Here is a 20,031-nt window from a genome sequence, read left to right on the forward strand (position 1 = left end):
AAGAGGCCGGAACCGACGCGCGAGCCGCGCCGGGGCCGGGAACAGCGGAGATCGGCCGGGCCGAGCCGCCGTTGTCAGAAGCGGGCACGAGCTTTGCCGGTGCGCCGTCGTCCGCAGGCTTTCCGGAACTGCCGTTGTCCGTCCCGGGAGTGGACTTCGCCGCGTCACCGTCGATGCCGTCAGTGGCTTTCACCGAGTCGCCGCCGTTGTCGTTGCCGGCAGCGAGCTCCGAAGGGCTGGAGGAGGGGGCCGCCGGGCTGGAGACAGGCGCTGAAGCGCTGGAGACGGGCGCAGGAGTGCTCGAGGCGGGCGCAGGAGTGCTCGAGGCGGGCGCCGGGGGGCTGGAGACGGGCGCCGGGGGGCTGGAGACGGGGGCCGGCGGGCTCGAGGCGAGCGCCGGGTCAGAAGCGGGCGACGAGGCTGCCCACAGCGCGCCCGGGGCGGGCGGCGGCGGTGGCGCGTAGCCCTCGCTGTCCGTCGCGGGCGGCCGCGTGGCGGACGGCGTTCCGATCTCGCCGTCCCGGGTCGCCTGCTGCTCGTCCATGTGGGTCCTCCCGACCACCGCTGCCGACGGTTCGGACGCCGGGCGCTGACCTTAACCGTGCCACATCAGCCGCTGTGAGCACACCCGGCATCGGACTCGGCCGGGTCGCTACCCAGGTCCGATGGGTAGGCGGCCGGTAGTCCGCCACCGAGGCCGGACCGACTGGCCGACCGCCGGTCGGCTAGTCGCTGGACGAAGCCGACCCCGAAGGCTTCTCCGCCGTGGAAGACGAGCTCTCCTTCGCCGAGGACGAGGCGCTGGACGCCTCCGCCGAACCGGACGAACCCCCACCCGACGAGGTGGCCCGTGACGAGGAGGCCGAGTCGCTGGGCGCCCCTGAGTTCTCCCCCGAGGCGGGGGTGGTGGTCGTCGGGTCGGGAACCGGCGTCGTGGGCGGCGCGGTCGTGGTTGTCGACGGGTTGGGGTTGGTCGGCGTGGTCGTGGACGGGTTCGGGTTGCTCGGCGTGGTCGTGGACGGGTTCGGGTTGCTCGGCGTGGTCGTCGACGGGTTGGGGTTGGCCGGCGTGGTCCCGGTCGGGGGCTTCGGCCCCGCGGGCGGGTTGGTCGTCTTCGTCGGCCTGGGCGTCGGCGACGAGGTCTTCGACGGGGTCGGCCGCACCGTGCCGGGCTCCTCCGGGTCGGGCGAGCCCAGGTCCGGGGCCTCCGCGCCACCCTCGACCGAGCCGAAGATCCGGGTCGCCTGGAACAGCCGGCTCCACCGGACCGGCACGAGCCGGACGTTCAAACCGCTCCGGGGCGCCTCGACCATCATGCCGCTGCCCGCGTACATCGCGACGTGGTGAATGCCGGTCCAGCTGTTGGAGGAGCTGAAGAAGAGAAGGTCGCCGGGGAGCAGCGAGTAGCGGTCCACGACCTTGTTGCGGGTCTGGTAGTACTGGTCGCGGGAGACCCGGACGAGCGGGAAGCCGACCGAGCGGTACGCCGCGTACATCAGGCCGGAGCAGTCGTACTGATCCGGGCCTTCCTCGGACCACACATAGGGATCGCCGCGCTGGGCCAGGGCGAACTGCAGCGCCTGCAAGGAGCGCGGGTCGGCGCCCCGGCCGTCGGCCTCACCGGCCAGATAATCGGCGCCGAGCTGCTGGTCGGCCGCGGTCTCGGTGGTCTCCGCCGCGTTGAGCTCGGCCGCGTTCGTCTGCTCGAGTCGCTGCAGTGCGGCCTGTTTCGTGGTGATCTGCGCGTTGAGCTGGGTGTACTGCGTGGAGAGGGTGGAGAGCTGCTGGCTCGCGGTGTTCTGCTCGGCCGTCGCCGCCTGCAGGTTGCTCTCGGCCGCCCTGAGCCGGCGCGCGGCGCCCTGATCCGGCGGAACGTCGCCACGCTGCAGGCGGGACAGGGCTTCGAGGTCGCGCAGACCGGCGTCGAGCGTGCCGGGCGGCATGGCCGCCGCCTGCTGCATGGCGGTCTCGGCCGCCTCGTCCACGTCGGTGCGGGCCTGCGTGATCGCCGCCTGCGCCTCGGTGATCTTCTGGCGTGCGGTGGTGACCTGAGCCTGCGCGATGTCGCGATCCTGGCCGATCCGGATCAGCTGGTCGCCGAGCTGCGCGATCTCGGCGCGGCTTCGCTCCACCTGCTGCACCACCGGGCTGACGGGGGTGCCGGGGAGAGACGCGGTCGGTGTGTAGGCACTGGGGGTGCTGACCGGGCGGCCGGGGAGAACCAGGTCGCCGAGCTGCACCGGGCGGGCGCCGGCGTCCGGCACGGGGGCTCCGCCGGCGGCGCCGGGAGCGGAGCCGCCGACCGGCGCGGCGGGCGCGGTGGTGGCCGGAGGCGTCGTGGGTGCGGCCATCGCCGGGATCGGCTGGAAGAGCGCACCGATCGCCATGGCTGTCGCCGCCGAGATCGCGACAGGACGAAGCCACGCATGTGCAAAGCGTAAGGGGTTCGGTGAACCTTGCCGCAGTGCCTTTGACATGAGCTCCCCGTCCGCGTCGGTCGGGACCGTCGCTTGTCGTTCCTAAAAGTTCATACCCCACCCGAAGCACCGATGTCGATCGAATGAAGGTGAAAGCCTGCTGAGAATTTTTCGACTTCGCGCTGTGCCTGCTGGCGCCGGTGCCCGTCGTGTGTCCGGTGTCAGAGGTGGCACGTACTCTCGACGGCGAGGTTGACGGAAAGGGGCGGACGATGGACGCCGGACGCAAGCGCGAGCTCGAGGCCAAGGTCTATGCCGGTGAGCGGCTCACCCGCGCGGACGGCATCGCGCTCTACGAGTCGGACGACCTGGCGTGGCTCGGCCGGCTGGCCCACCACAGGCGCACCGAGTTGAACGGTGACCGGGTCATGTTCAACGTCAACCGGCACCTCAACCTGACCAACGTCTGCTCCGCCAGTTGTGCTTACTGTTCTTTTCAGCGCAAACCGGGCGAGAAAGACGCGTACACGATGCGCATCGACGAGGCCGTGCGCAAGGCCAAGGAGATGGAGGACGAGCAGCTCACCGAGCTGCACATCGTCAACGGCCTGCACCCGACGCTGCCCTGGCGTTATTACCCCAAGGTGCTGCGCGAGCTGAAGGCCGCCCTGCCGAACGTGAAGCTCAAGTGCTTCACCGCGACCGAGGTGCAGTGGTTCGAGAAGATCAGCGGCCTGTCGGCGAGCGAGATCCTCGACGAGCTGATGGACGCCGGGCTGGAGTCGCTGACCGGCGGCGGCGCCGAGATCTTCGACTGGGAGGTCCGGCAGCACATCGTCGACCACAACTGCCACTGGGAGGACTGGTCGCGCATCCACCGGCTGGCTCACTCCAAGGGCATGCGCACCCCGGCGACCATGTTGTACGGCCACATCGAGGAGCACCGGCACCGGGTCGACCACGTCATGCGGCTGCGCGAGCTGCAGGACGAGACCGGTGGCTTCGCCGTCTTCATCCCGCTGCGTTACCAGCACGACTTCGTCGACTCGCAGGACGGCAAGATCCGCAACCGGATCCAGGAGCGCACCACGATGGCCGCGCCTGCCGAGTCGCTGAAGACGTTCGCGGTGTCCCGGCTGATGTTCGACAACGTGCCGCACGTGAAGTGCTTCTGGGTCATGCACGGCCTCTCGGTCGCTCAGCTCTCGCTCAACTTCGGGGCCGACGACCTGGACGGCTCGGTGGTGGAATACAAGATCACCCACGACGCCGACTCGTACGGGACCCCGCACACGATGCACCGCGACGATCTGCTCCACCTGATCTGGGACGCCGGGTTCCAGCCGGTCGAGCGCAACACGCGATACGAGGTCGTCCGGGAGTACGAGCGGGCGCCCTCGCTGGCCGAGCGCCGCAGCGAGCCGCAGAAGGTCTGGGCCTGAGCCGGTGTGGCCGGGGGTGATCCGATGATGCGGCAGCGCAACGTGCCGGGGCTCAGGCGGGACGCCGGTGGACGGCTGGCAACGATCGGCGACCTGCTCGGCTCGGCGTTCGCCGGGCTGGCCGCGGGCCTGGCGGTGCTACTGATCTTCGAGGCGGCGATGTCGCTGACCGGGCTCAGCAAGTTCGGCGACACCAACGGCTGGCTCGCGCTGATCCTGCCGGTGTGGCTCTTCACCGAGGAATACCGGGCGGAAGGCTTCGGCGCCAATCGTGTGATCGTCACCGGTCTCGCCGCCGGGTTCGGCGTCGCCGCCGGGATGACCGCCGCGGGCCTCCTCGCCGATTTCGTGCCGGCGCTGGTCAGCGGTGCGGCCGGAGCGGCCACCGGTACGGTCGTTTATTGCCTGGTCTGGTTCTACGGCCTCCGGTGGCTCAGTCACCGGTCGGGCTGAGGGAGAGAAAATCATGAGTCCCGCCGTCAAGTACACGCTCGGTCGCCTCGGCCTGTTCGCGGTCTGCTTCACCGCGTTGCTGCCGGTGCCGCTGAACCTGCTGGTCAAGATGATGGTTGCCTTCGTGCTGTCGGCCGGCCTGTCGCTGGTGTTCCTGCGCCGCCAGCGGGACGAGACGTCCGAGCAGATCAGCGAGATGATCGAGCGCCGCGCGGCGGAGAAGGAGCGCCTGCGGTCGGCGCTGGCCGGTGACGAGGACGCGGCTGCCGCCGGCGACCGGGTGGCCACCGCCAAGCCCGTCAAGAAGACCGGTTCCGCCTGACCCGGTCGCGGCCGAGCTTCCCGCGAACAACCCACAAGCACTGTTGACCGCATGTAAGTCTAGTTATGTAGACTTTCTGTATGCCGCGAACACCGCACGCCTCTCCGCAGACCCTGCTGCTCTTCGAGGCCCTTCTCGAGCAACCGGCGACCTGGCGATACGGCTACGACCTGAGCCGTGAGACCGGCCTCGCCTCCGGCACCCTCTACCCGATCCTCATGCGCCTGTCGGAGCAACGGCTCCTGGAGGCCGGCTGGGAGCCGTCCGACCAGCCCGGCCGTCCACCCCGGCATACCTATCGGCTCACCGGCGATGGGATCGCCCTGGCCAAGGCCCGTCTGGCCGAGGCGGCGGCGAAGTCCCGCAGGACCGGAGCGGCGTCCAGGGTGCGGCCGGCATGAGCGCCGCCGACGGTCGGGTCCGGGCCGCCACCCGCCGCCTGCTCACCTTCGCGGTCCGCGGCCGCCGGAATCGCGGCGGACCGTGGGGTGAAGCGGTGCTGGCTGAGTTCGATCAGATCAGCGGCAATCGCGCTGCGCTGCGCTGGGCCGTGGGCGGCCTGCGGGTGGCCGGCCGCGAGCGGTACGCGTCCGTGCGTACCCCCATGAAGTTGGCCACCGCGGCGGCGTCTCTCGCCGTCGCCGCCGTGCTGATCGACCAGTTCGCGCTGACCGTGCAGTACGTGCCCAGTTCCGGCATGGAGCCCACCATGGACGCCGCCAGCCGGCACGTGCTGGACAAGGTCACCTTCCGGCTGACCGGCATCGACCGGGGTGACATCGTGGTGCTCCCGGTCCCCGGCACACCGGGGTTCACCACCGAGCGACGGGTGATCGGCATCTCCGGCGACCGGATCGAGTGCCGGGACGGCCGGGTGTTCCGCGACGGCGCCCCGATCGACGAGCCTTACCTGGCCGCCGAAACCCGGACCGAATGTGATCCGGTCACAGTCGTCGCCGGCGGGGTCTATGTCCTCGGCGACAATCGTGACGTCGCGCAAGATTCCCGGCACTGGGGCACGTTCGGCCGGGATTCCGTCGAAGGACGAATCGTACGGATCGGCTAGACGGGCAGATGTCGCCGCGGCCGGTCGGTGGGTTAGCGTTTCCTTGACCGCGCCGCAGCGAAGCCGGTGAGAAACCGGAGCTGTCCCGCAACTGTGATCCCTCGTTCTCGAGGTCTAGCCAGGTCGCCTGGGCGCCGGTCGCGATTCAGCGCTCCCGGGGAGGGGCGCCTCGCGGGCGGGGCCGGCGTTGGCTCCTGTCGGCGAAGCACCACAAGCCCGGCCGACAGGAGGACCTATGAAACGCCTGCTCAGCACCGCTGCGGCGGTCACCGTACTGATGCTCGGCGGATGCGCCGGCGACAGCCAGGAGCCCACCGCCACCGCACCCGGTGCCGGTGCGTCGTACCCGGTCACGGTGGGAACGGTGACTCTCGGCGCCCGGCCCGACAAGATCGTCTCGCTCAGCCCGACCGCCACCGAGATGCTCTTCGCGATCGGCGCGGGGCCGCAGGTCACAGCCGTGGACGACCAGTCGAGCTTCCCGGCCGAGGCGCCCCGGACCGATCTCTCCGGTTTCAAGCCGAACGCTGAAGCGGTCGCCGCGAAGGACCCGGATCTCGTGGTGCTCTCCAACGACACCGACAACATCGTGTCCCAACTCGACAAGCTGGATATTCCGGTGCTCCTGACCCCGGCCGCGAAATCGTTGGACGACACGTACCAGCAGATCGGCGACCTCGGCACGCTGACCGGTCACCGGGCCGAGGCCGAGAAGGTCAGCGCGGACATGGCGGCGAAGATCGACGGGATCGTCAAGACCGTGCCCGCCCGGAGCAAGCCGCTCAGCTATTACTACGAACTGAGCCCGGATCTCTACACCGCCACCTCGAAGACCTTCGTCGGTTCGGTCTTCACCCTCTTCGGCATGACCAATGTGGCCGATTCCGCCGATCCGGACGGCGCGCTCGGCGGGTACCCGCAGATGGCGCAGGAGGCGCTGGTCAAGGCGAACCCGGACACGATCTTCCTGGCCGACGTGAAGTGCTGCAAGCAGTCCGCCGACACGGTGAAGGCGCGCAGCGGCTGGTCGGCGGTCACCGCGGTCCAGAAGGGACAGGTCTACCCGCTCGACGACGACATCGCGTCGCGCTGGGGCCCGCGTACCGTCGATCTCGTCCAGGCCGTCGCGGATTCGGTGGGCAAGGTTCCCTCATGACGGATCGGCGCAGGCCGGCCGGCCTGCGCCCGGCCTGGCTCGCGGCCGGCGTGCTGACCGTGCTGGTCGCGGCGATCGCCGGATGTGCGTTCGGGACGGTGCCGCTGCCGCCCGGCGGCGTCGCGCTGGAGATGATCAATCAACTTCCCGGGGTACGCCTGGACAGCGGCCTGACCGAGCGGGAGATCTCGATCCTGCTCCAGCTGCGCCTGCCGCGCGTGGTGCTCGGGCTGCTGGTCGGGGCGATGCTGGCGCTGGCCGGCGCCGCCTATCAGGGCGCGTTCCGCAACCCGCTCGCCGATCCGCACCTGCTCGGCGTGGCGGCCGGCGCCGGCCTCGGCGTCACCGCGGTCATCGTGCTGGGTGCGGCCGTGCCGACCGAGCTGCCGATCGGCGTGCCCGCGGCCGCCTTCGCCGGGGCGATCATCGCGGTGACGCTCACCTGGTTGCTCGGGGCGGCCGGCGGCCGCGAACGGTCGCCGGCCTCGCTGATCCTGGCCGGGGTGGCGGTCTCCGCGTTCCTCTCCGCGGCGCAGACCTATCTGCTGCAACGCAACGTCGAGTCGTTGCAGCTGGTCTACTCCTGGCTGCTCGGCCGGCTCGCCACCGCGGGCTGGCACGACGTGCTGGTGATCCTGCCGTACGTGGTGATCACCGGGGTGATCGTGCTGACCCGGCGCCGCGAACTGGACGTGCTGGCGGTCGGCGACGCCGAGGCGAAAAGCCTGGGCCTGCATCCGCAGCGCAGCCGGTACCTGCTGATCATCGCCGCGTCCCTGGGCACCGCGGCGGCCGTCTCGGTCTCCGGGCTGATCGGTTTCGTCGGGATCATCGTGCCGCACACGATCCGCCTGTTGACCGGGCCCAGTTACCGGTCGTTGCTGCCGCTCTCGCTGCTGTACGGAGCCGCGTTCCTGACCTTGACCGACCTGCTGGCGCGGACCGCGGGCGGCGAAGCGGAGATCCCGATCGGCGTGGTCACCGCGTTCCTCGGCGCGCCCTTCTTCATCCTTGTCCTGCGCACCAGCCGGGCGGTGCCGGCATGACCCGCACCTGCTGGGTGGTGCCCGGATGACCGTGCACGTCAGCGGGCTCACGGTGCGGCTCGACGGGACGCTCATCGTCGACGGTGTCGACCTCGACGTGGCCGACGGCGAATGGGTCACCGTCATCGGCCCGAACGGCGCCGGCAAGTCCACCGCGTTGCGGGCGATCGGTGGCCTGCTCCCGTTCGAGGGCACGATCCGGCTGCACGGCACCCCGATCGACCGGATGCACCGGCGGGAACGGGCAAAAACGGTCGCCACGGTCATGCAGTCCCCGGTGGTGCCGCCCGCGATCCCGGTCTTCGACTATGTGCTGCTGGGGCGTACCCCCTATGTTCCACCACTCGGCCGCGAGTCGGCCGCCGACCTGGACGTCGTCGACGACGTTCTGGCCGCGCTCGACCTCACGCCGTTCGCCGGGCGCCGCCTGGACACCCTCTCCGGCGGCGAACGTCAGCGCGTCTTCCTGGCCCGCGCGCTCGCCCAGGGCGCCGGCGTGCTGTTGCTGGACGAGCCGACCAGCGCGCTGGACATCGGCCATCAACAGGAAGTGCTGGAGCTGGTCGACCGGCTGCGCGCCGAACGTGGGCTGACTGTGCTCACCACCATGCACGACCTCTCCACCGCCGGGGAGTACGCCGATCGCATGGTGCTGCTGGCGGCCGGCCGGGTGGTCGCCGCCGGCACGCCCGCCGAGGTGCTCACCGAGGAGATCCTGGCCGAGCACTACCGGGTCAAGGTGCGGGTGATCGAGGGCGATCGCGGGCCGCTGGTCGTCGCCGTCCGCGGTTGATGAACAGCGCCGGCAACCGTACGGCAACCTGGATACCCCCGTTTCGCACTCCGTGGAATCCTCAAGTCGTCGAAGAGACTGGCATGACGGACACGATGGTGGTGGAGCTCGGACTGCAGGCCATGAACGTCGCGGCGAAGATGTCGGCGCCGGTGCTGCTGACCGCCCTGGGCGTCGGTTTCGCGATCTCGCTGTTCCAGTCGGTCACTCAGATCCAGGAGGCCACGCTCTCCTTCGTCCCGAAGGCGATCGCGATCGGCGCGGCGCTGCTGCTGACCGGCAACTGGATGCTCCGCGAGATGATGACGTTCACGACACAGCTGTTCGAGAAGATCCCGTCCCTGCTGGCCTGACCCTTCTCGTTCACGAGAAAAGACCGCCCCCGGGCGGTCTTTTTCGTGACCTGCGCTCAGCGTCCGCCGGCCAGGACGGCGAACGTCCCGCCCTGCGGATCCTCGATCAGCGCGTACCGCCCCACCGAGATCGGCGTGGGCGGGTGCACGATCCGGCCGCCCAGCGCGTACGCGTGCTGGGCCGCCGCATCGCAGTCCGCCACCGCGAAGTACACCCGCCAGTGCGCCGGCAGGTCGTCCGGCCAGGCGCTGCCGGCCATCAGCTGGATGCCGGCCACCGCGGCGGGCCCGCGTTCGCAGATCACGTACGGCGAGTTGCTGACCAGCGCGTCCCGGAACGTCCAGCCGAACACCGAGCCGTAGAACGCCATCGCGCCCTCCAGATCCCGGGTGTTCAGCTCGGCCCAGGTCAGCGAGCCCGGCAGGTCGAAGACCTCGGCGCCGCGCATCATCCCGGCCTCCCAGACGCTGAACGGGGCGCCGGCCGGGTCCAGGAACGCCGACATCCGGCCCTGGTCCACCACGTCGAAGGGCGCGACCAGCACCTTCCCGGTCGCGATCTCGACACGGGCGGCCACCTGGTCGGCGTCGTCGGTCGCGAAATAGGTGCTCCAGGCGGTCGGCTGGCCCTCCCCGAAGAGCGGCCCGGCGCCGGCCACCGGCAGCCCGTCGAGCAGGAACGTGGTGTAGCCGCCGAAGTCGTCACCGGAGATCTCGGCGGTCCACCCGAACATCGTCGTATAAAACCGGATGGCGTCCTCGAGGTCCGCGGTGGCCAGGTCCACCCAGTTGGGAACGCCGGGAACCGGAGGGGTCATGGATCGCATAGTGGCATTTCCATGCCGCCAGACGAATGAAACTGTCGTTCTTCTAGCCGAACCGGCGACCCTCATCGCGCCGGTAGGCCCACACCGCGAGGGCCGCGAACAGCACGGTCCAGCCCACCAGTGTGACCGTCGGCCACACCTCGACCGGTGAGTCGCCGACTGCCGCCCACATCAGCCGCACCGCGCCGCCGGTCGGCAGGTAGGGGGCGATGTCCTCGATGAAACCGGGTGCGCCGCCGGGCGGGCTCATCAGCCCGCCACCGAACGCGAGCGGCAGGAACAGCACCTGTGCGACCACGATCGCGGCCTTCTGCGGCAGTGAGTAACCGACTGCCAGCCCCATCAGGACGAACGGCAGTGAGATGCCGGCGGTCACCACGACGGTGGTGAGGAACTCGGCCGGCGACATGGTGGCCTCGGTGAACAGCGCGGCGATCAGGATGACCGGCCCGAGGGCCACACCCATCATCGTCAGGCCGGTCAGGATCCGGCCGGCGAACCGGGGTCCGGCACCGGCGGCCAGCGTCCGCACGAACGGATCCCACGGTTGCGCGCGATCCTCGGAGACGCCGATGCCGAACTGGAAGAGGAACGTGCTCATCACCGCGAACGTCACCATCGAGGCGGTGGCGTAGGTCGCGGCCACCGGATCGTCACCGGCGAACGGCACCACGAACGCGAGCATCGACGCGGCGGGCCAGAACGCGGTGCCGATCACCGCGATCGGGATCCGGATCATCTCGATGATCTGGAACTTGGCGTGGGTCAGCGCGAGCGAGGACATGACGGCTCCGATCAGGCGGCGACGGGCGAGCGGGTCAGGGCGAGGAACGCCTCCTCCAGCGAGGTGGGGCGCACCTCCAGGTCGCGGAACGCGACGTCGTGCGAGACCAGATCACGGACCAGCTGATCAGCATCCGCGGTCAGCAGATGCAAGCGGTCACCCGCACGCTCGGCGCTCACCAGGCCTTCAAGATCAGGCAGGGGTACGGGTGAGGTCAGGCTGACCCGGCGCATCCCGACCAGCCCACGCACCGCGTCCACGGTGTCGTCGGCGAGCACCCGGCCGTTCGCCAGCACCACCACCCGGCGGGCCAGCGCCTCGATCTCCTCCAGATAGTGGCTGGTCAGCACGACCGTGCCGCCCTCGTCGTGGAAAGCGCGCACGCCTTCCCACAGGGATCGGCGGGCCTCCACATCCAGTCCGGTGGTCGGCTCGTCCAGGAATACGATGCTGGGCCGGCCGGCGAAGGCCAGGGCCACCGCGAGGCGGCGCTTCTGGCCGCCGGAGAGTCCGCCGGTCTGCCGCCGGACCAGGTCGGTCAGCCCGAAGCGGTCCAGCAACTCGGCGCGGGGCAGCGGGTCGGGGTAGTGCGCCCGGACGAAATCGACCACCTCGCCCACCCGCAGCGAAGCCGGCAGGCCGGTCTCCTGCGGGGTGACGCCGAGCGTGCGCCGTCCGGCCGGGTCGCGGGGATCCCGGCCGCACAGCTCGACCCGGCCGGAGGTCGGCCGCCGGATCCCGGTCAGCATGTTGACCAGCGTGGTCTTGCCGGCGCCGTTCGGGCCGAGCAGACCGACCAGCTCGCCGGCCCGGACCTCGAAGTCGACGCTGTCGAGGGCGAGGGTGGTGCCGTAGCGGCGGGTGACGTTGTCAGCGCGTGCCTGGATCATGATTCTGTCCCCGGTTCTCGCTCGGTCCCAGCAGCGTGCGCAGGGCGATCACGTAGTCGTCGAAGGCCAGCCGGCCGCGACGGGTGAGGTGGACCAGAGTCGCCGGCGTGCGGCCCCGATGCGTCTTGGTGACCTCGACATAGCCGGCGTCCTCCAGCTTGCGGAGGTGGACCGAGAGGTTGCCCGGGGTCATCCGGAGGATCTCCTGCAGTCGCGGGAAGGCGATCCGGTCGCCCTCGTTGAGCGTGGAGAGGGCGGAGACGACACGGAGTCGCGCCTGGGCGTGAATGACCGGGTCGAGATCGGGCAGCATCTCCTCGCCGGTCGGCAGGGTGTCGTCGCTCATCGCAGCCGCAGCCACGCGATCAGACCGGCGATCAGCAGTCCGCCACCGCCCGCGATCGACAGGACCAGCGCGTGCCAGCCCGGTCCGATCAGGACACCGATCGCGTTGACGACGCTGATCCAGGCGCCGAGCACGAACATCGTGCGATCACCCCAGATCGCGGCGCCGGCCATGTAGAGGGCGCCGACCAGCGCCACCATGCCGCCGGCCCAGAGAATGCCCATCAACTCGTCCGGCAGCTCGGGGCTGAGCCGGCTGAACACGATGGCCAGTCCGGTGAAGCTGACCGACCAGCTGATCCCGTACATCGCGCCGCGCTGGACACTCGGCCCGTCGACCTGCCGGCCGGACCGGGCACCGACGATGCCGGTGATCGCGCCGGCGATCATGCTGAGCCCGGCCAGGGTCACCAGCGGCAGCCAGTCGGGCATGTCGACGAAGACCCGGCCGTCCGGACCGTAACGCAGGAAGAACAGCATCGAGGCGACCAGCCAGGCGATGCCCCACGGCCAATACATCCACCGCGGGTCGGGGGTGAGCTCGCGCTCGACGGTGGCCTGCTCGCGCTCGATCACGCGGAGCGCCTCAGCCGGGTCGTCGAACTCGTCATCGATCGATGTCATGCTTCGACTTTACGGCACAAAGTCAAAGAACTTTGTGCCATAAAGCTGACTAGCGTCGCCGACCTCCGAAACGCACGCCATCGGCGGGTCCGGCTGCGTGCGGGCGCGGGTGACTCGGGCTGGTCCCCAAGCGTGCAGCCCTGGAAGCCGGCCGGGGAGAGGGCAGTACAGGACCGACTGTCTACCGTGGGGGGATGGGTGATGTGATCTTGCGGGGTGCGATGCCGGGCGAACTCGCTGCGGTCCTGGAGTTCTGGCAGGCGGCGGCGGAGAACGAGAGCCGCCCGGCGGACACCACGGCAGCCGTCGAGGCGATGCACCGGCGCGACCCGGAAGCGCTGATCCTCGCGGTGGACCGCGACGAGATCGTCGGGACGGTGATCGCGGGCTGGGACGGCTGGCGCTGTCACCTCTACCGGCTGGCGGTCGCGCCGGGGCGGCGCCGGGAAGGCCTCGGCGGCCAGCTGATCGCGGCCGCCGAGGAGCGGTTCCGGCAGTTCGGCGGCACCCGCGTGGACGCGATGGTCCTCGACGGGAACGCCGTGGCGCACCGGATCTGGGCCGCGCACGGATATCGCCGGCAGGACGACTGGTCGCGCTGGGTGAAACCGCTCTGAGCGGGCGGAGCCGGCTCAGCGGCCGAGAGCCGCCAGCGCCGTGCGAGTCTCCGCGATCGGGTCGGAGCCCAGCGGTCGCAGCACGATCGTCCCCACCCCGGCATCCACCAGGGCCTGCACCTTGCCGCTGATCTCGCCGGCCGGCCCGATCATCGTGAACAGTTCGTCCGCCGGCTTGCCCAGCCACGCCGCCTGGCCTGCCACGAGCTCACCGGTGACCTGGCGTGCGGCCGCCGGATCGTCGCTGACGTGCAGGTACACGAAAGCGATCAGCTCGTGCTCGGCGCCGGCGCCGCCGCGGCGGATGTGCTCCAGCGCCGCGCTGATCTCGGCCGGTCCGTTGCCCTCGGCGAGGATCGTCCCGTCCGCGACCCGCCCGGAAAGCTCCAGCGAGCGTTGCCGCACCACGCCGGTGACGATCGGCGGAACCACCGCCGGCGGGTGCACGAGCGAGGCGCCCTCGATGTGCACCTCGCGGCCGTCCACCGACACGGTTTCGCCGCGCAGCATGCCGCGGACCACCGTGATGCTCTCCGCCAGCATCGCCAGCTTCGACTTCGGCTCCACACCCAGCTGGCGCATCCACTCCGCCACGCCGTGCCCGACCCCGGCCACCAGGCGACCCGGATGCACGCGGGCCAGGGTCGCCAACTCCATCGCGAGCAGCGCCGGGCTGCGCAACGGCACCGGGGCGATGCCGATGCCGACGCGGACCCGGCGGGTGGCGGCCAGGGCGAACGCGGCCGAGCTGATCGATCCGGCCCAGCTCAGGTCCTCGACCACCCACAGGTCGTCGGCGCCCGCCTCCTCCGCGGCGGCGGCGAAAGCGGGCAGGTCCTCGGGGGCGCGGTCGCGGTCGAACATCACTCCGATACGGGGCATCAGGCGATCTTAAGAGCATCGGGCAGCGGTTCGGCGTGCAGAACGGAAAGCCTGGTGACCGCCCGGGTGAGAACCACGTAGAGCCGGTTCAGGCCCTTCGGCTCGGCGGCCACGATGTCGGCCGGCTCGTGGACGATGACATGGTCGTACTCCAGGCCCTTGACAATCGTGGCCGGCACCACCATGACGCGCGCCTCGGTCTCCACCTCGTCGGGCGTCGCGTGATCGATCCCCGCGGCCGTGAGTTGCTCACGCAGCCGGCCCACCGCGGTGTCCGCCGCGATCACCGCGACCGAGCCCTCGTGCCTCAGCGCGGCGGTGACCTCGGCGATCGTCCGGGCATCCAGATCGCCGGTCGCCGGCACGCCGATGACAGCCAGATCGCCGTCGCGGCGCAGCGAGACCGCCGCCGGCACGTTCACGCCGAGCGCCGGCAGCAGACGGTTGGCCAGGGTCACCACCGCCTCCGGTACGCGGAAACCGACGGTCAGCGGAACCACCGGGGCGTCCGGCTTCCCGAGGTGACGAAGGATCTCCGCCCAGTCCGTGGTGGCCCACGGCGCGGTGCCCTGTGCCAGGTCACCGAGCAGCGTGATCGAGCCGTGCTCACTGCGGCGGGCCAGGGCACGCGCCTGCATCGGAGACAGGTCCTGCGCCTCGTCGATCACCACATGACCGAAACTGGTCTCCCGTTCCAGCAGCCCGGCGGCCTCGTCCAGCAGCAGCAGGTCGGCCACGGTGAACCGGGCCGACTTCACCGTCTTCGGCGGTTTCGCCCAGCGGATCGCCTCCTGCTCCTGGTGGCTGAGCAGGTCACCGGCCACCGACGGATCGGTCAGCACGCCGGCGACCAGCGACTCCGGGGTGACCGCCGGCCAGCACGCTTCCAGGAACCCGGTCACCGGCGCAATCTTGCTCATCTTGCGCAGCCAGGACTCGCTCGGTGAGTTGCCGCTGCGGTACTCCGACTGGCGTTGCAACAGGCCCACCACCCGGGCCCGGACACGTTCGCGGCCGACCGAATAGGGCAGGCCGTCCCGGCGTGCCTCATCGACGATCCGGCGCAGCGGCTCGACGTCGATCCGCCAACGGTAGGAGCCGTCCGAGACCATGATGGGCTCGGCCGGTTTGCCGATCCGGTCCCACAGGGCTCGGCGGAGCACCTCCGCCATGCGTACGTCATGTTTGATCAACGCAGCCGGCGCCGTGTCGACGGCCTTGACCGGCGCCCGGTCGATCAGCTCCTCCAGAGTGGACTGTTGCACCTCCACCTCGCTCAGTGTCGGCAGCACCGCCGAGATGTAGGAGAGGAAGGCGGTGTTCGGCCCGACGATCAGCACGCCCGAGCGGCGCAGCCGTTCCCGGTGCAGGTAGAGCAGGTAGGCGGCGCGGTGCAGGCCGACCGCGGTCTTCCCGGTGCCGGGCGCGCCCTGCACGCAGATCGAGTCACCCAGCTCGGCGCGGACCAGCTCGTCCTGCTCCGGCTGGATCGTCGCGACGATGTCCCGCATCGGCCCGACGCGCGGCCGCTCGATCTCCGCGGTCAGGATGCGGCTGCTGGTGCCCAGCTCCTCGCCGCGGTCCAGGTGCTCGTCCTCGAAGCTGGTCAGCTCGCCCTTGACGAACCCGAACCGGCGCCGGACGGCGACGCCCTGCGGGTCGCGGACGCTGGCCCGGTAGAACGACCGGGAGAGCGGCGCACGCCAGTCCAGCACCATCGGCTCGCCCGCGTCGTCGGTGACGTGCCGGCGGCCCACGTGATAGGCGACCCGGTCGATGTCGAGGCGCCCGAAGAACAGCGGAGTGTCCGGGTCGTCGGCCAGCTCCTTCACCCGCCGGGCCATGTGCCGGCCCAGCTGCTCGGCGGTGTAGGCGTCCCCGGCGACCTTGTCACCGGTGGCGAAGAGGGACTGGGCCCGGTCCCGCATGCGGCGCAGCGCCGCCCGGGAGCCGGTCAGGTGGTGACGTTCGGCGGCTAGTTCGGTGTCCAGGTCAGCGGCAGGCACGGTCATCCTCAAACGGGCTGGTCGAAGGCTGCTGCTCGCGTATCCGTCAGGCGGGTCGGCCGCCCCACGGCGCGGGGACGTCCGCTGCGGTGCATGCTCACCACGGCCGTCAAGCGGCCCTCCACGTTACGGATCAGGCCGCCGCCCCGCTACCGAATTACGGCACGCTCTGCGGCGGCGCCCAGGGATACCGTGCGATATCGCGACCGGGGAGGCGGTGACCGCTACCCAGTGTGCTGGGCTGGTGGGGCTGTCGCCGAGCGCGACCAGCTATCACCTGCGGGAGCCGGCGAAGTGCGGGCTGGTCGAGCAGGCGCCGAGCCGGGGGCGGGCGGGAGCGGCTGTGGCGCAGCACCAGCGCGGGCCCGCTGGCCGAGCAGTTCGAGCCTCGGGCGCTGGTCGCGGGTGCGGGCGTGATGGGGTTGCCGGCGGCCGCCGCCTGTCTGCCGCTGATGCGACATGAGCCACGTGTGGGTCGCCGGAGCAGGGCGGCGTCGCGGGCTGGGGATAACGTCGCAGGATGAGCGACAGCGTCCGTCGGCCCAGGGTCGGGCACATCCAGTTCCTCAACTGTCTGCCGATCTACTGGGGGCTGATGCGGTCGGGCGCCCTGCTCGACGTGGATCTGCACAAGGACACGCCGGAGCGGCTCAGCGCGGCGCTGGTGGCCGGTGATCTGGACATCGGGCCGATCACGCTGGTGGAGTACCTGCGGCACAGCGAGGAGCTGGTGCTGCTGCCCGACCTGGCGGTGGGCAGTGACGGGCCGGTGCTGTCGGTCAATCTGGTGTCGACCCGGCCGCCGGCCGAGCTGGACGGGCGTCCGGTCGCGCTGGGTTCCACCTCGCGGACCGGGGTGATGCTCGCGCAGATGCTGTTGACCGAGAGGTACGGGGCGGAGCCGAAGTATTTCCGCTGCCCGCCCGACCTGTCGCAGATGCTGATGGAGGCCGACGCCGGCGTGCTGATCGGTGATCCGGCGCTGCGGGCGATGTACGAGGCGCCCGCCCTCGGGCTACAGGTGATCGACCTGGCCGAGGCGTGGCGGGAGTGGACCGGCCTGCCGATGGTCTTCGCGGTGTGGGCGGTCCGCAGGGAGTTCGCCGCCGCGCATCCGGGCCTGGTCAAGGATGTGCACGAGGCGTTCCAGCGGTCCCGGGACCTGTGTCTCGGCGAGTTGGACGACGTGGCCGAGGCGGCGGCCCGGTGGGAGCCGTTCGACGCGGCGACGCTCGCCAACTATTTCCGGGCGCTGGACTTCTCGCTGGGTGAGCGGCAGATCGCCGGGGTGCGTGAATTCGCCCGCCGTGCCGCCGATCGGGGTGAAGTGCCCTCGCTGCCCGATGACGGCCCCCTGTTCGCGGATGTGTAATCCCTGGTCAAGCAGGCTTTGATCTTGTGGGTGGCGGGCTTTAGGATCCTCGGACCTCCACGAACCTGAAGTCGGTGCCCATGCGTCTGCCTGCCCTGTTCCGCCGTCTCGCCGTACCCGCGGTGATCGGCATCCTCGCCCTCGCCGGAACGGCTCTGCCGGCGCAGGCCGACCAGCTCGACATGCCGCTGGTCGGCTTCCTCGGGCCGGAGACGGTGACGGTGATCACCGGCCAGTCGAAGACGGTCAAGCTCGAGCTCATCAACGTCGGCGGCCCGGCCGAGAACGTCGTCCTGCAGTTCGGTGACCCGAAGAAGCCGCTGAGCCGCGACCTGGGGTTCACGGCGCCCGCCGGATGCCGGGAGACCAGCTGCGAGCTCGGTGACTTCCGGACCGGCGAGCGGAAGGTCGTCAAGTTCACCGTGCGGCCGTCCACGCCGGCCGGGTCGTCGCCGGTGCTGGTGTTGCCGGTCGCCACCGTCATCGGCGGCCTGACCAACTACGCGGCCGACATCGCGGTGGTGCGGACCGCGAAGGGCGGCGTCGACCTGGAGATGGGCGACATCAAGAACCTGCAGCTGGGCCGGGGCAGGTCCGCCGAGGTGCCGGTGGTGGTGCGCAACACCGGGAACCAGGACGTGAAGGCGGTCGGCCTGCTGGTCCTGCCGTTGTACGGCAACGCTGTCGAGCCGGTGCTGAACTACCGCAACTGCGAACGGGAAGCGGAGCTGGGCGGGCTCATCTGCGTCTTCAACGAGCCGGTCACCGGGGGTGGCACGTTCACGCTGCCGGCGGAGACACCGCTGACGATCAAGGCCGCAGCGGACGCGCCCGGCCCGTTCGAGTACCCGATCATTGCGGGGGTCGTCGGGCTCAGCGAGAAGTACGTCTTCGGCTTCGCCGCCCGCACGGCCGGGGCGAAGGGCGCGGTGCTGAAGCTGGAGGCGGCCGCCACGGCGTCGGCCGGTGAGCCGGAGCCGGTCGAGGACCTCAACGAGGACGACAACTACACCGACTTCACGGTGTCGCTGCCGAAGTCGGCCGCGGACAGCGCGGCGGTGGGTGGTGTCTTCCGGGGCGCGATCGGTGACACGCGGACTGCCAGGGCCGGCGTGCAGAACCTCGGGCCGACCGGCGTCGTGCCGCCGTCGGTCGACAACCTGCCCTATGTGCGCGTGCGGATTCCCACCGGGATCGAGTTGCTCGAGGTGGACGAGCGGTGTGTGCCCGGGACGTCGCCCGACGAGCTGACCGACGACGAAGTCTTCTATCCGAACCCGCGCGGGCGCGACTTCGTCTGCATGGTCTTCGGCCTGCAGAAGGGCGAGAAGAGCCTGTTCAGCTTCACCGGGGAGATCCTCGACGGCGAGCACCGGGCCGGCAAGGTCACCGCGCACGGCGGTGTGCAGGACACCAGGCACGGCAACGACACCGCCGCCTTCACGGTCGAGCTGACCGGCGGCGGCGCGGGCGCTGGGCTGCCGATCACCGGCGCCCCGGCCGGACTGGTCGCGGCGGGCGGTGCTCTGCTGCTGGTGGTGGGCGCTGTCGCGTACCGAATGGCGCGCCGCAGGCAGATCTTGACCGTCGTGGACTGATTTCTCCGGGAACGGAGGGCCGGGCGTCGTCCGGCCCTCCGTCGTTCGGGCTCAGCGCTCCAGCAGCGCGTCCAGCGCGGCGACGTCTGCCGCACCGAGTTGCCAGGAACCCGCTGCCGCGTTCGCCTGCACCTGCTCGGCGGTGGTCGCGCCGGCGATCACGCTGGTCACCGCGGGCCGGGCGGCCAGACCCGCGATGGCCACCTCGAGCAGGGTACGACCCCGTTCCTGGCCGTACGCGGTGAGCGCCTCGATCGCATCCCAGTCCGCACCGTCGATCCAGCGCTGGTAGCGATCCTGTGCGAGGCGGGTGCCGGCCGGCGGCTTCTCCCCGCGCCGGTACTTCCCGGAGAGCAGACCCGAGTCCAGCGGGAAGAACGGCAGGAACCCGAGGCCGAACTGCTCGCAGGCCGGCACCACCTCGGCCTCGACCTCGCGGTGCAGCAGGCTGTACTGGTTCTGTGCGCTGACGAACCGGGTCAGGTTGCCGGTGCGCGCGGTCCAGTCGGCGTCGGCGATCTGCCACCCGGAGAAGTTGGAGTTGCCCAGGTACCGCACCTTGCCCGAGCGGACCAGGTCGTCGAGGGCGGCGAGCGTCTCCTCGATCGGGGTGGCCGGGTCCGGCTGGTGCATCTGGTAAAGGTCGATGTAGTCGGTCTCCAGCCGGCGCAGCGACGCCTCGACCGCACGGACGATGTAGCGCCGGGAGCCGCGGGCGCCGAAGTCGCGGCCGTTGAGGCCCGCCATGTCCATGCCGAACTTGGACGCCAGCACGACCTCGTCGCGGCGGCCCTTGAGCGCGGCGCCGAGCAGCTGCTCGGAGGTGCCGTGCGGGGTGCCGTAGATGTCGGCGGTGTCGAACAGCGTGATGCCGGCGTCGAGTGCGGCGTCGACCACTTCCCGGGTCCCGTCGGCGTCCAGCTTGCGGCCGAAGTTGTTGCAGCCGATGCCGATCACGGACACCACGAGGCCCGAGTCGCCCAGGCGGCGGTAGCTCATCTCACTCATGTGCCGACCCTATTCCGCCGCGCGTCGCTG

The 20,031-nt window shown here is 70.7% G+C and carries 21 protein-coding genes, 2 pseudogenes and 1 riboswitch; of the genes and pseudogenes, 14 read left to right on the top strand and 9 right to left on the bottom strand.

What is annotated here, in order from left to right; genetic code table 11:
• Positions 1-464 (top strand): annotated as a pseudogene (locus AC0NH5_RS22870) (hypothetical protein); the annotation flags it as partial.
• Between the two features lie 261 nt (positions 465-725).
• Here AC0NH5_RS22870 and AC0NH5_RS22875 read toward each other — a convergent pair.
• On the bottom strand, positions 726-2,387 hold the full coding sequence (locus AC0NH5_RS22875) for a C40 family peptidase (protein ID WP_474407159.1): 1,662 nt from the start codon (positions 2,385-2,387) through the stop codon (positions 726-728).
• A gap of 302 nt (positions 2,388-2,689) precedes the next feature.
• Here AC0NH5_RS22875 and mqnE point away from each other — a divergent pair, with 302 nt between their 5' ends.
• From mqnE to fliQ, 9 genes are all read left to right on the top strand, one after another.
• Positions 2,690-3,859 (top strand): aminofutalosine synthase MqnE, encoded by a 1,170-nt coding sequence (gene mqnE / locus AC0NH5_RS22880; protein WP_474407161.1) that lies wholly within the window; start codon positions 2,690-2,692, stop codon positions 3,857-3,859.
• Positions 3,860-3,883: 24 nt separating this feature from the next.
• Positions 3,884-4,312, top strand: a complete 429-nt coding sequence (locus tag AC0NH5_RS22885; protein ID WP_474407163.1) for a hypothetical protein — start codon at positions 3,884-3,886, stop codon at positions 4,310-4,312.
• Between the two features lie 13 nt (positions 4,313-4,325).
• Positions 4,326-4,634: a DUF4229 domain-containing protein gene (locus AC0NH5_RS22890; protein WP_474407165.1), complete on the top strand. Its 309-nt coding sequence runs from the start codon at positions 4,326-4,328 to the stop codon at positions 4,632-4,634.
• A gap of 80 nt (positions 4,635-4,714) precedes the next feature.
• The gene (locus AC0NH5_RS22895; RefSeq protein WP_474407167.1) at positions 4,715-5,035 is read left to right on the top strand and encodes a PadR family transcriptional regulator; all 321 of its coding nucleotides are present in this window, start codon (positions 4,715-4,717) and stop codon (positions 5,033-5,035) included.
• On the top strand, positions 5,032-5,700 hold the full coding sequence (gene lepB, locus AC0NH5_RS22900) for a signal peptidase I (protein WP_474407170.1): 669 nt from the start codon (positions 5,032-5,034) through the stop codon (positions 5,698-5,700). The genes AC0NH5_RS22895 and lepB overlap by 4 nt, the downstream gene beginning before the upstream one ends.
• Positions 5,701-5,704: 4 nt before the next feature.
• A riboswitch (cobalamin riboswitch) is annotated at positions 5,705-5,853 on the top strand.
• 82 nt (positions 5,854-5,935) lie between these two features.
• On the top strand, positions 5,936-6,856 hold the full coding sequence (locus AC0NH5_RS22905; RefSeq protein ID WP_474407171.1) for an ABC transporter substrate-binding protein: 921 nt from the start codon (positions 5,936-5,938) through the stop codon (positions 6,854-6,856).
• Positions 6,853-7,902 (top strand): FecCD family ABC transporter permease, encoded by a 1,050-nt coding sequence (locus AC0NH5_RS22910; RefSeq protein WP_474407173.1) that lies wholly within the window; start codon positions 6,853-6,855, stop codon positions 7,900-7,902. The genes AC0NH5_RS22905 and AC0NH5_RS22910 overlap by 4 nt, the downstream gene beginning before the upstream one ends.
• Positions 7,903-7,927: 25 nt before the next feature.
• Positions 7,928-8,695: an ABC transporter ATP-binding protein gene (locus AC0NH5_RS22915; RefSeq protein WP_474407175.1), complete on the top strand. Its 768-nt coding sequence runs from the start codon at positions 7,928-7,930 to the stop codon at positions 8,693-8,695.
• An 83-nt stretch (positions 8,696-8,778) separates the two neighbouring features.
• Entirely contained in the window at positions 8,779-9,048 is a 270-nt protein-coding gene (fliQ, locus tag AC0NH5_RS22920; protein ID WP_474407176.1) for a flagellar biosynthesis protein FliQ, read from the top strand.
• Between the two features lie 56 nt (positions 9,049-9,104).
• Here fliQ and AC0NH5_RS22925 read toward each other — a convergent pair whose 3' ends face one another.
• The 5 genes from AC0NH5_RS22925 to AC0NH5_RS22945 are packed head-to-tail and all read right to left on the bottom strand — an operon-like array spanning position 9,105 to position 12,518.
• Entirely contained in the window at positions 9,105-9,866 is a 762-nt protein-coding gene (locus AC0NH5_RS22925; protein WP_474407179.1) for a VOC family protein, read from the bottom strand.
• Between the two features lie 52 nt (positions 9,867-9,918).
• On the bottom strand, positions 9,919-10,659 hold the full coding sequence (locus AC0NH5_RS22930; protein ID WP_474407181.1) for an ABC transporter permease: 741 nt from the start codon (positions 10,657-10,659) through the stop codon (positions 9,919-9,921).
• An 11-nt stretch (positions 10,660-10,670) separates the two neighbouring features.
• A complete protein-coding gene (locus AC0NH5_RS22935) occupies positions 10,671-11,549 on the bottom strand; it encodes an ABC transporter ATP-binding protein (protein ID WP_474407183.1) in 879 nt (292 codons plus the stop codon).
• Positions 11,530-11,895, bottom strand: a complete 366-nt coding sequence (locus AC0NH5_RS22940) for a winged helix-turn-helix domain-containing protein (RefSeq protein ID WP_474407185.1) — start codon at positions 11,893-11,895, stop codon at positions 11,530-11,532. The genes AC0NH5_RS22935 and AC0NH5_RS22940 overlap by 20 nt, the downstream gene beginning before the upstream one ends.
• Positions 11,892-12,518, bottom strand: a complete 627-nt coding sequence (locus AC0NH5_RS22945; protein ID WP_474407188.1) for a transporter — start codon at positions 12,516-12,518, stop codon at positions 11,892-11,894. The genes AC0NH5_RS22940 and AC0NH5_RS22945 overlap by 4 nt, the downstream gene beginning before the upstream one ends.
• A 194-nt stretch (positions 12,519-12,712) precedes the next feature.
• Between AC0NH5_RS22945 and AC0NH5_RS22950 the strand changes: the two genes are divergently transcribed.
• Positions 12,713-13,135, top strand: coding sequence for a GNAT family N-acetyltransferase (locus AC0NH5_RS22950; protein ID WP_474407190.1), 423 nt, complete (start codon positions 12,713-12,715; stop codon positions 13,133-13,135).
• A gap of 15 nt (positions 13,136-13,150) precedes the next feature.
• On the opposite strand, the gene AC0NH5_RS22955 is transcribed toward AC0NH5_RS22950, so the two are convergent.
• Both AC0NH5_RS22955 and AC0NH5_RS22960 read right to left on the bottom strand, forming a co-directional pair.
• Positions 13,151-14,017, bottom strand: coding sequence for an LLM class flavin-dependent oxidoreductase (locus AC0NH5_RS22955; protein WP_474407192.1), 867 nt, complete (start codon positions 14,015-14,017; stop codon positions 13,151-13,153).
• Complete coding sequence (locus AC0NH5_RS22960) at positions 14,017-16,029, bottom strand: HelD family protein (RefSeq protein WP_474407194.1); 2,013 nt, start codon at positions 16,027-16,029, stop codon at positions 14,017-14,019. Before AC0NH5_RS22960 ends, AC0NH5_RS22955 begins: the two co-directional genes overlap by 1 nt.
• A 202-nt stretch (positions 16,030-16,231) precedes the next feature.
• Between AC0NH5_RS22960 and AC0NH5_RS22965 the strand changes: the two are divergent.
• The 3 genes and pseudogenes from AC0NH5_RS22965 to AC0NH5_RS22975 form a co-directional block, all read left to right on the top strand.
• Positions 16,232-16,383, top strand: a pseudogene (locus AC0NH5_RS22965) (ArsR family transcriptional regulator); the annotation flags it as partial.
• A gap of 160 nt (positions 16,384-16,543) precedes the next feature.
• Entirely contained in the window at positions 16,544-17,395 is an 852-nt protein-coding gene (locus tag AC0NH5_RS22970) for a menaquinone biosynthetic enzyme MqnA/MqnD family protein (RefSeq protein ID WP_474407196.1), read from the top strand.
• 80 nt (positions 17,396-17,475) lie between these two features.
• Entirely contained in the window at positions 17,476-18,993 is a 1,518-nt protein-coding gene (locus AC0NH5_RS22975) for a hypothetical protein (protein WP_474407199.1), read from the top strand.
• 51 nt (positions 18,994-19,044) lie between these two features.
• Here the strand turns inward: AC0NH5_RS22975 and AC0NH5_RS22980 are convergent, their stop codons facing one another.
• The gene (locus AC0NH5_RS22980; RefSeq protein WP_474407202.1) at positions 19,045-20,001 is read right to left on the bottom strand and encodes an aldo/keto reductase; all 957 of its coding nucleotides are present in this window, start codon (positions 19,999-20,001) and stop codon (positions 19,045-19,047) included.
• Between the last annotated feature and the right edge of the window lie 30 nt (positions 20,002-20,031).

The sequence above is a fragment of the Actinoplanes sp. 13 genome (assembly GCF_056134165.1).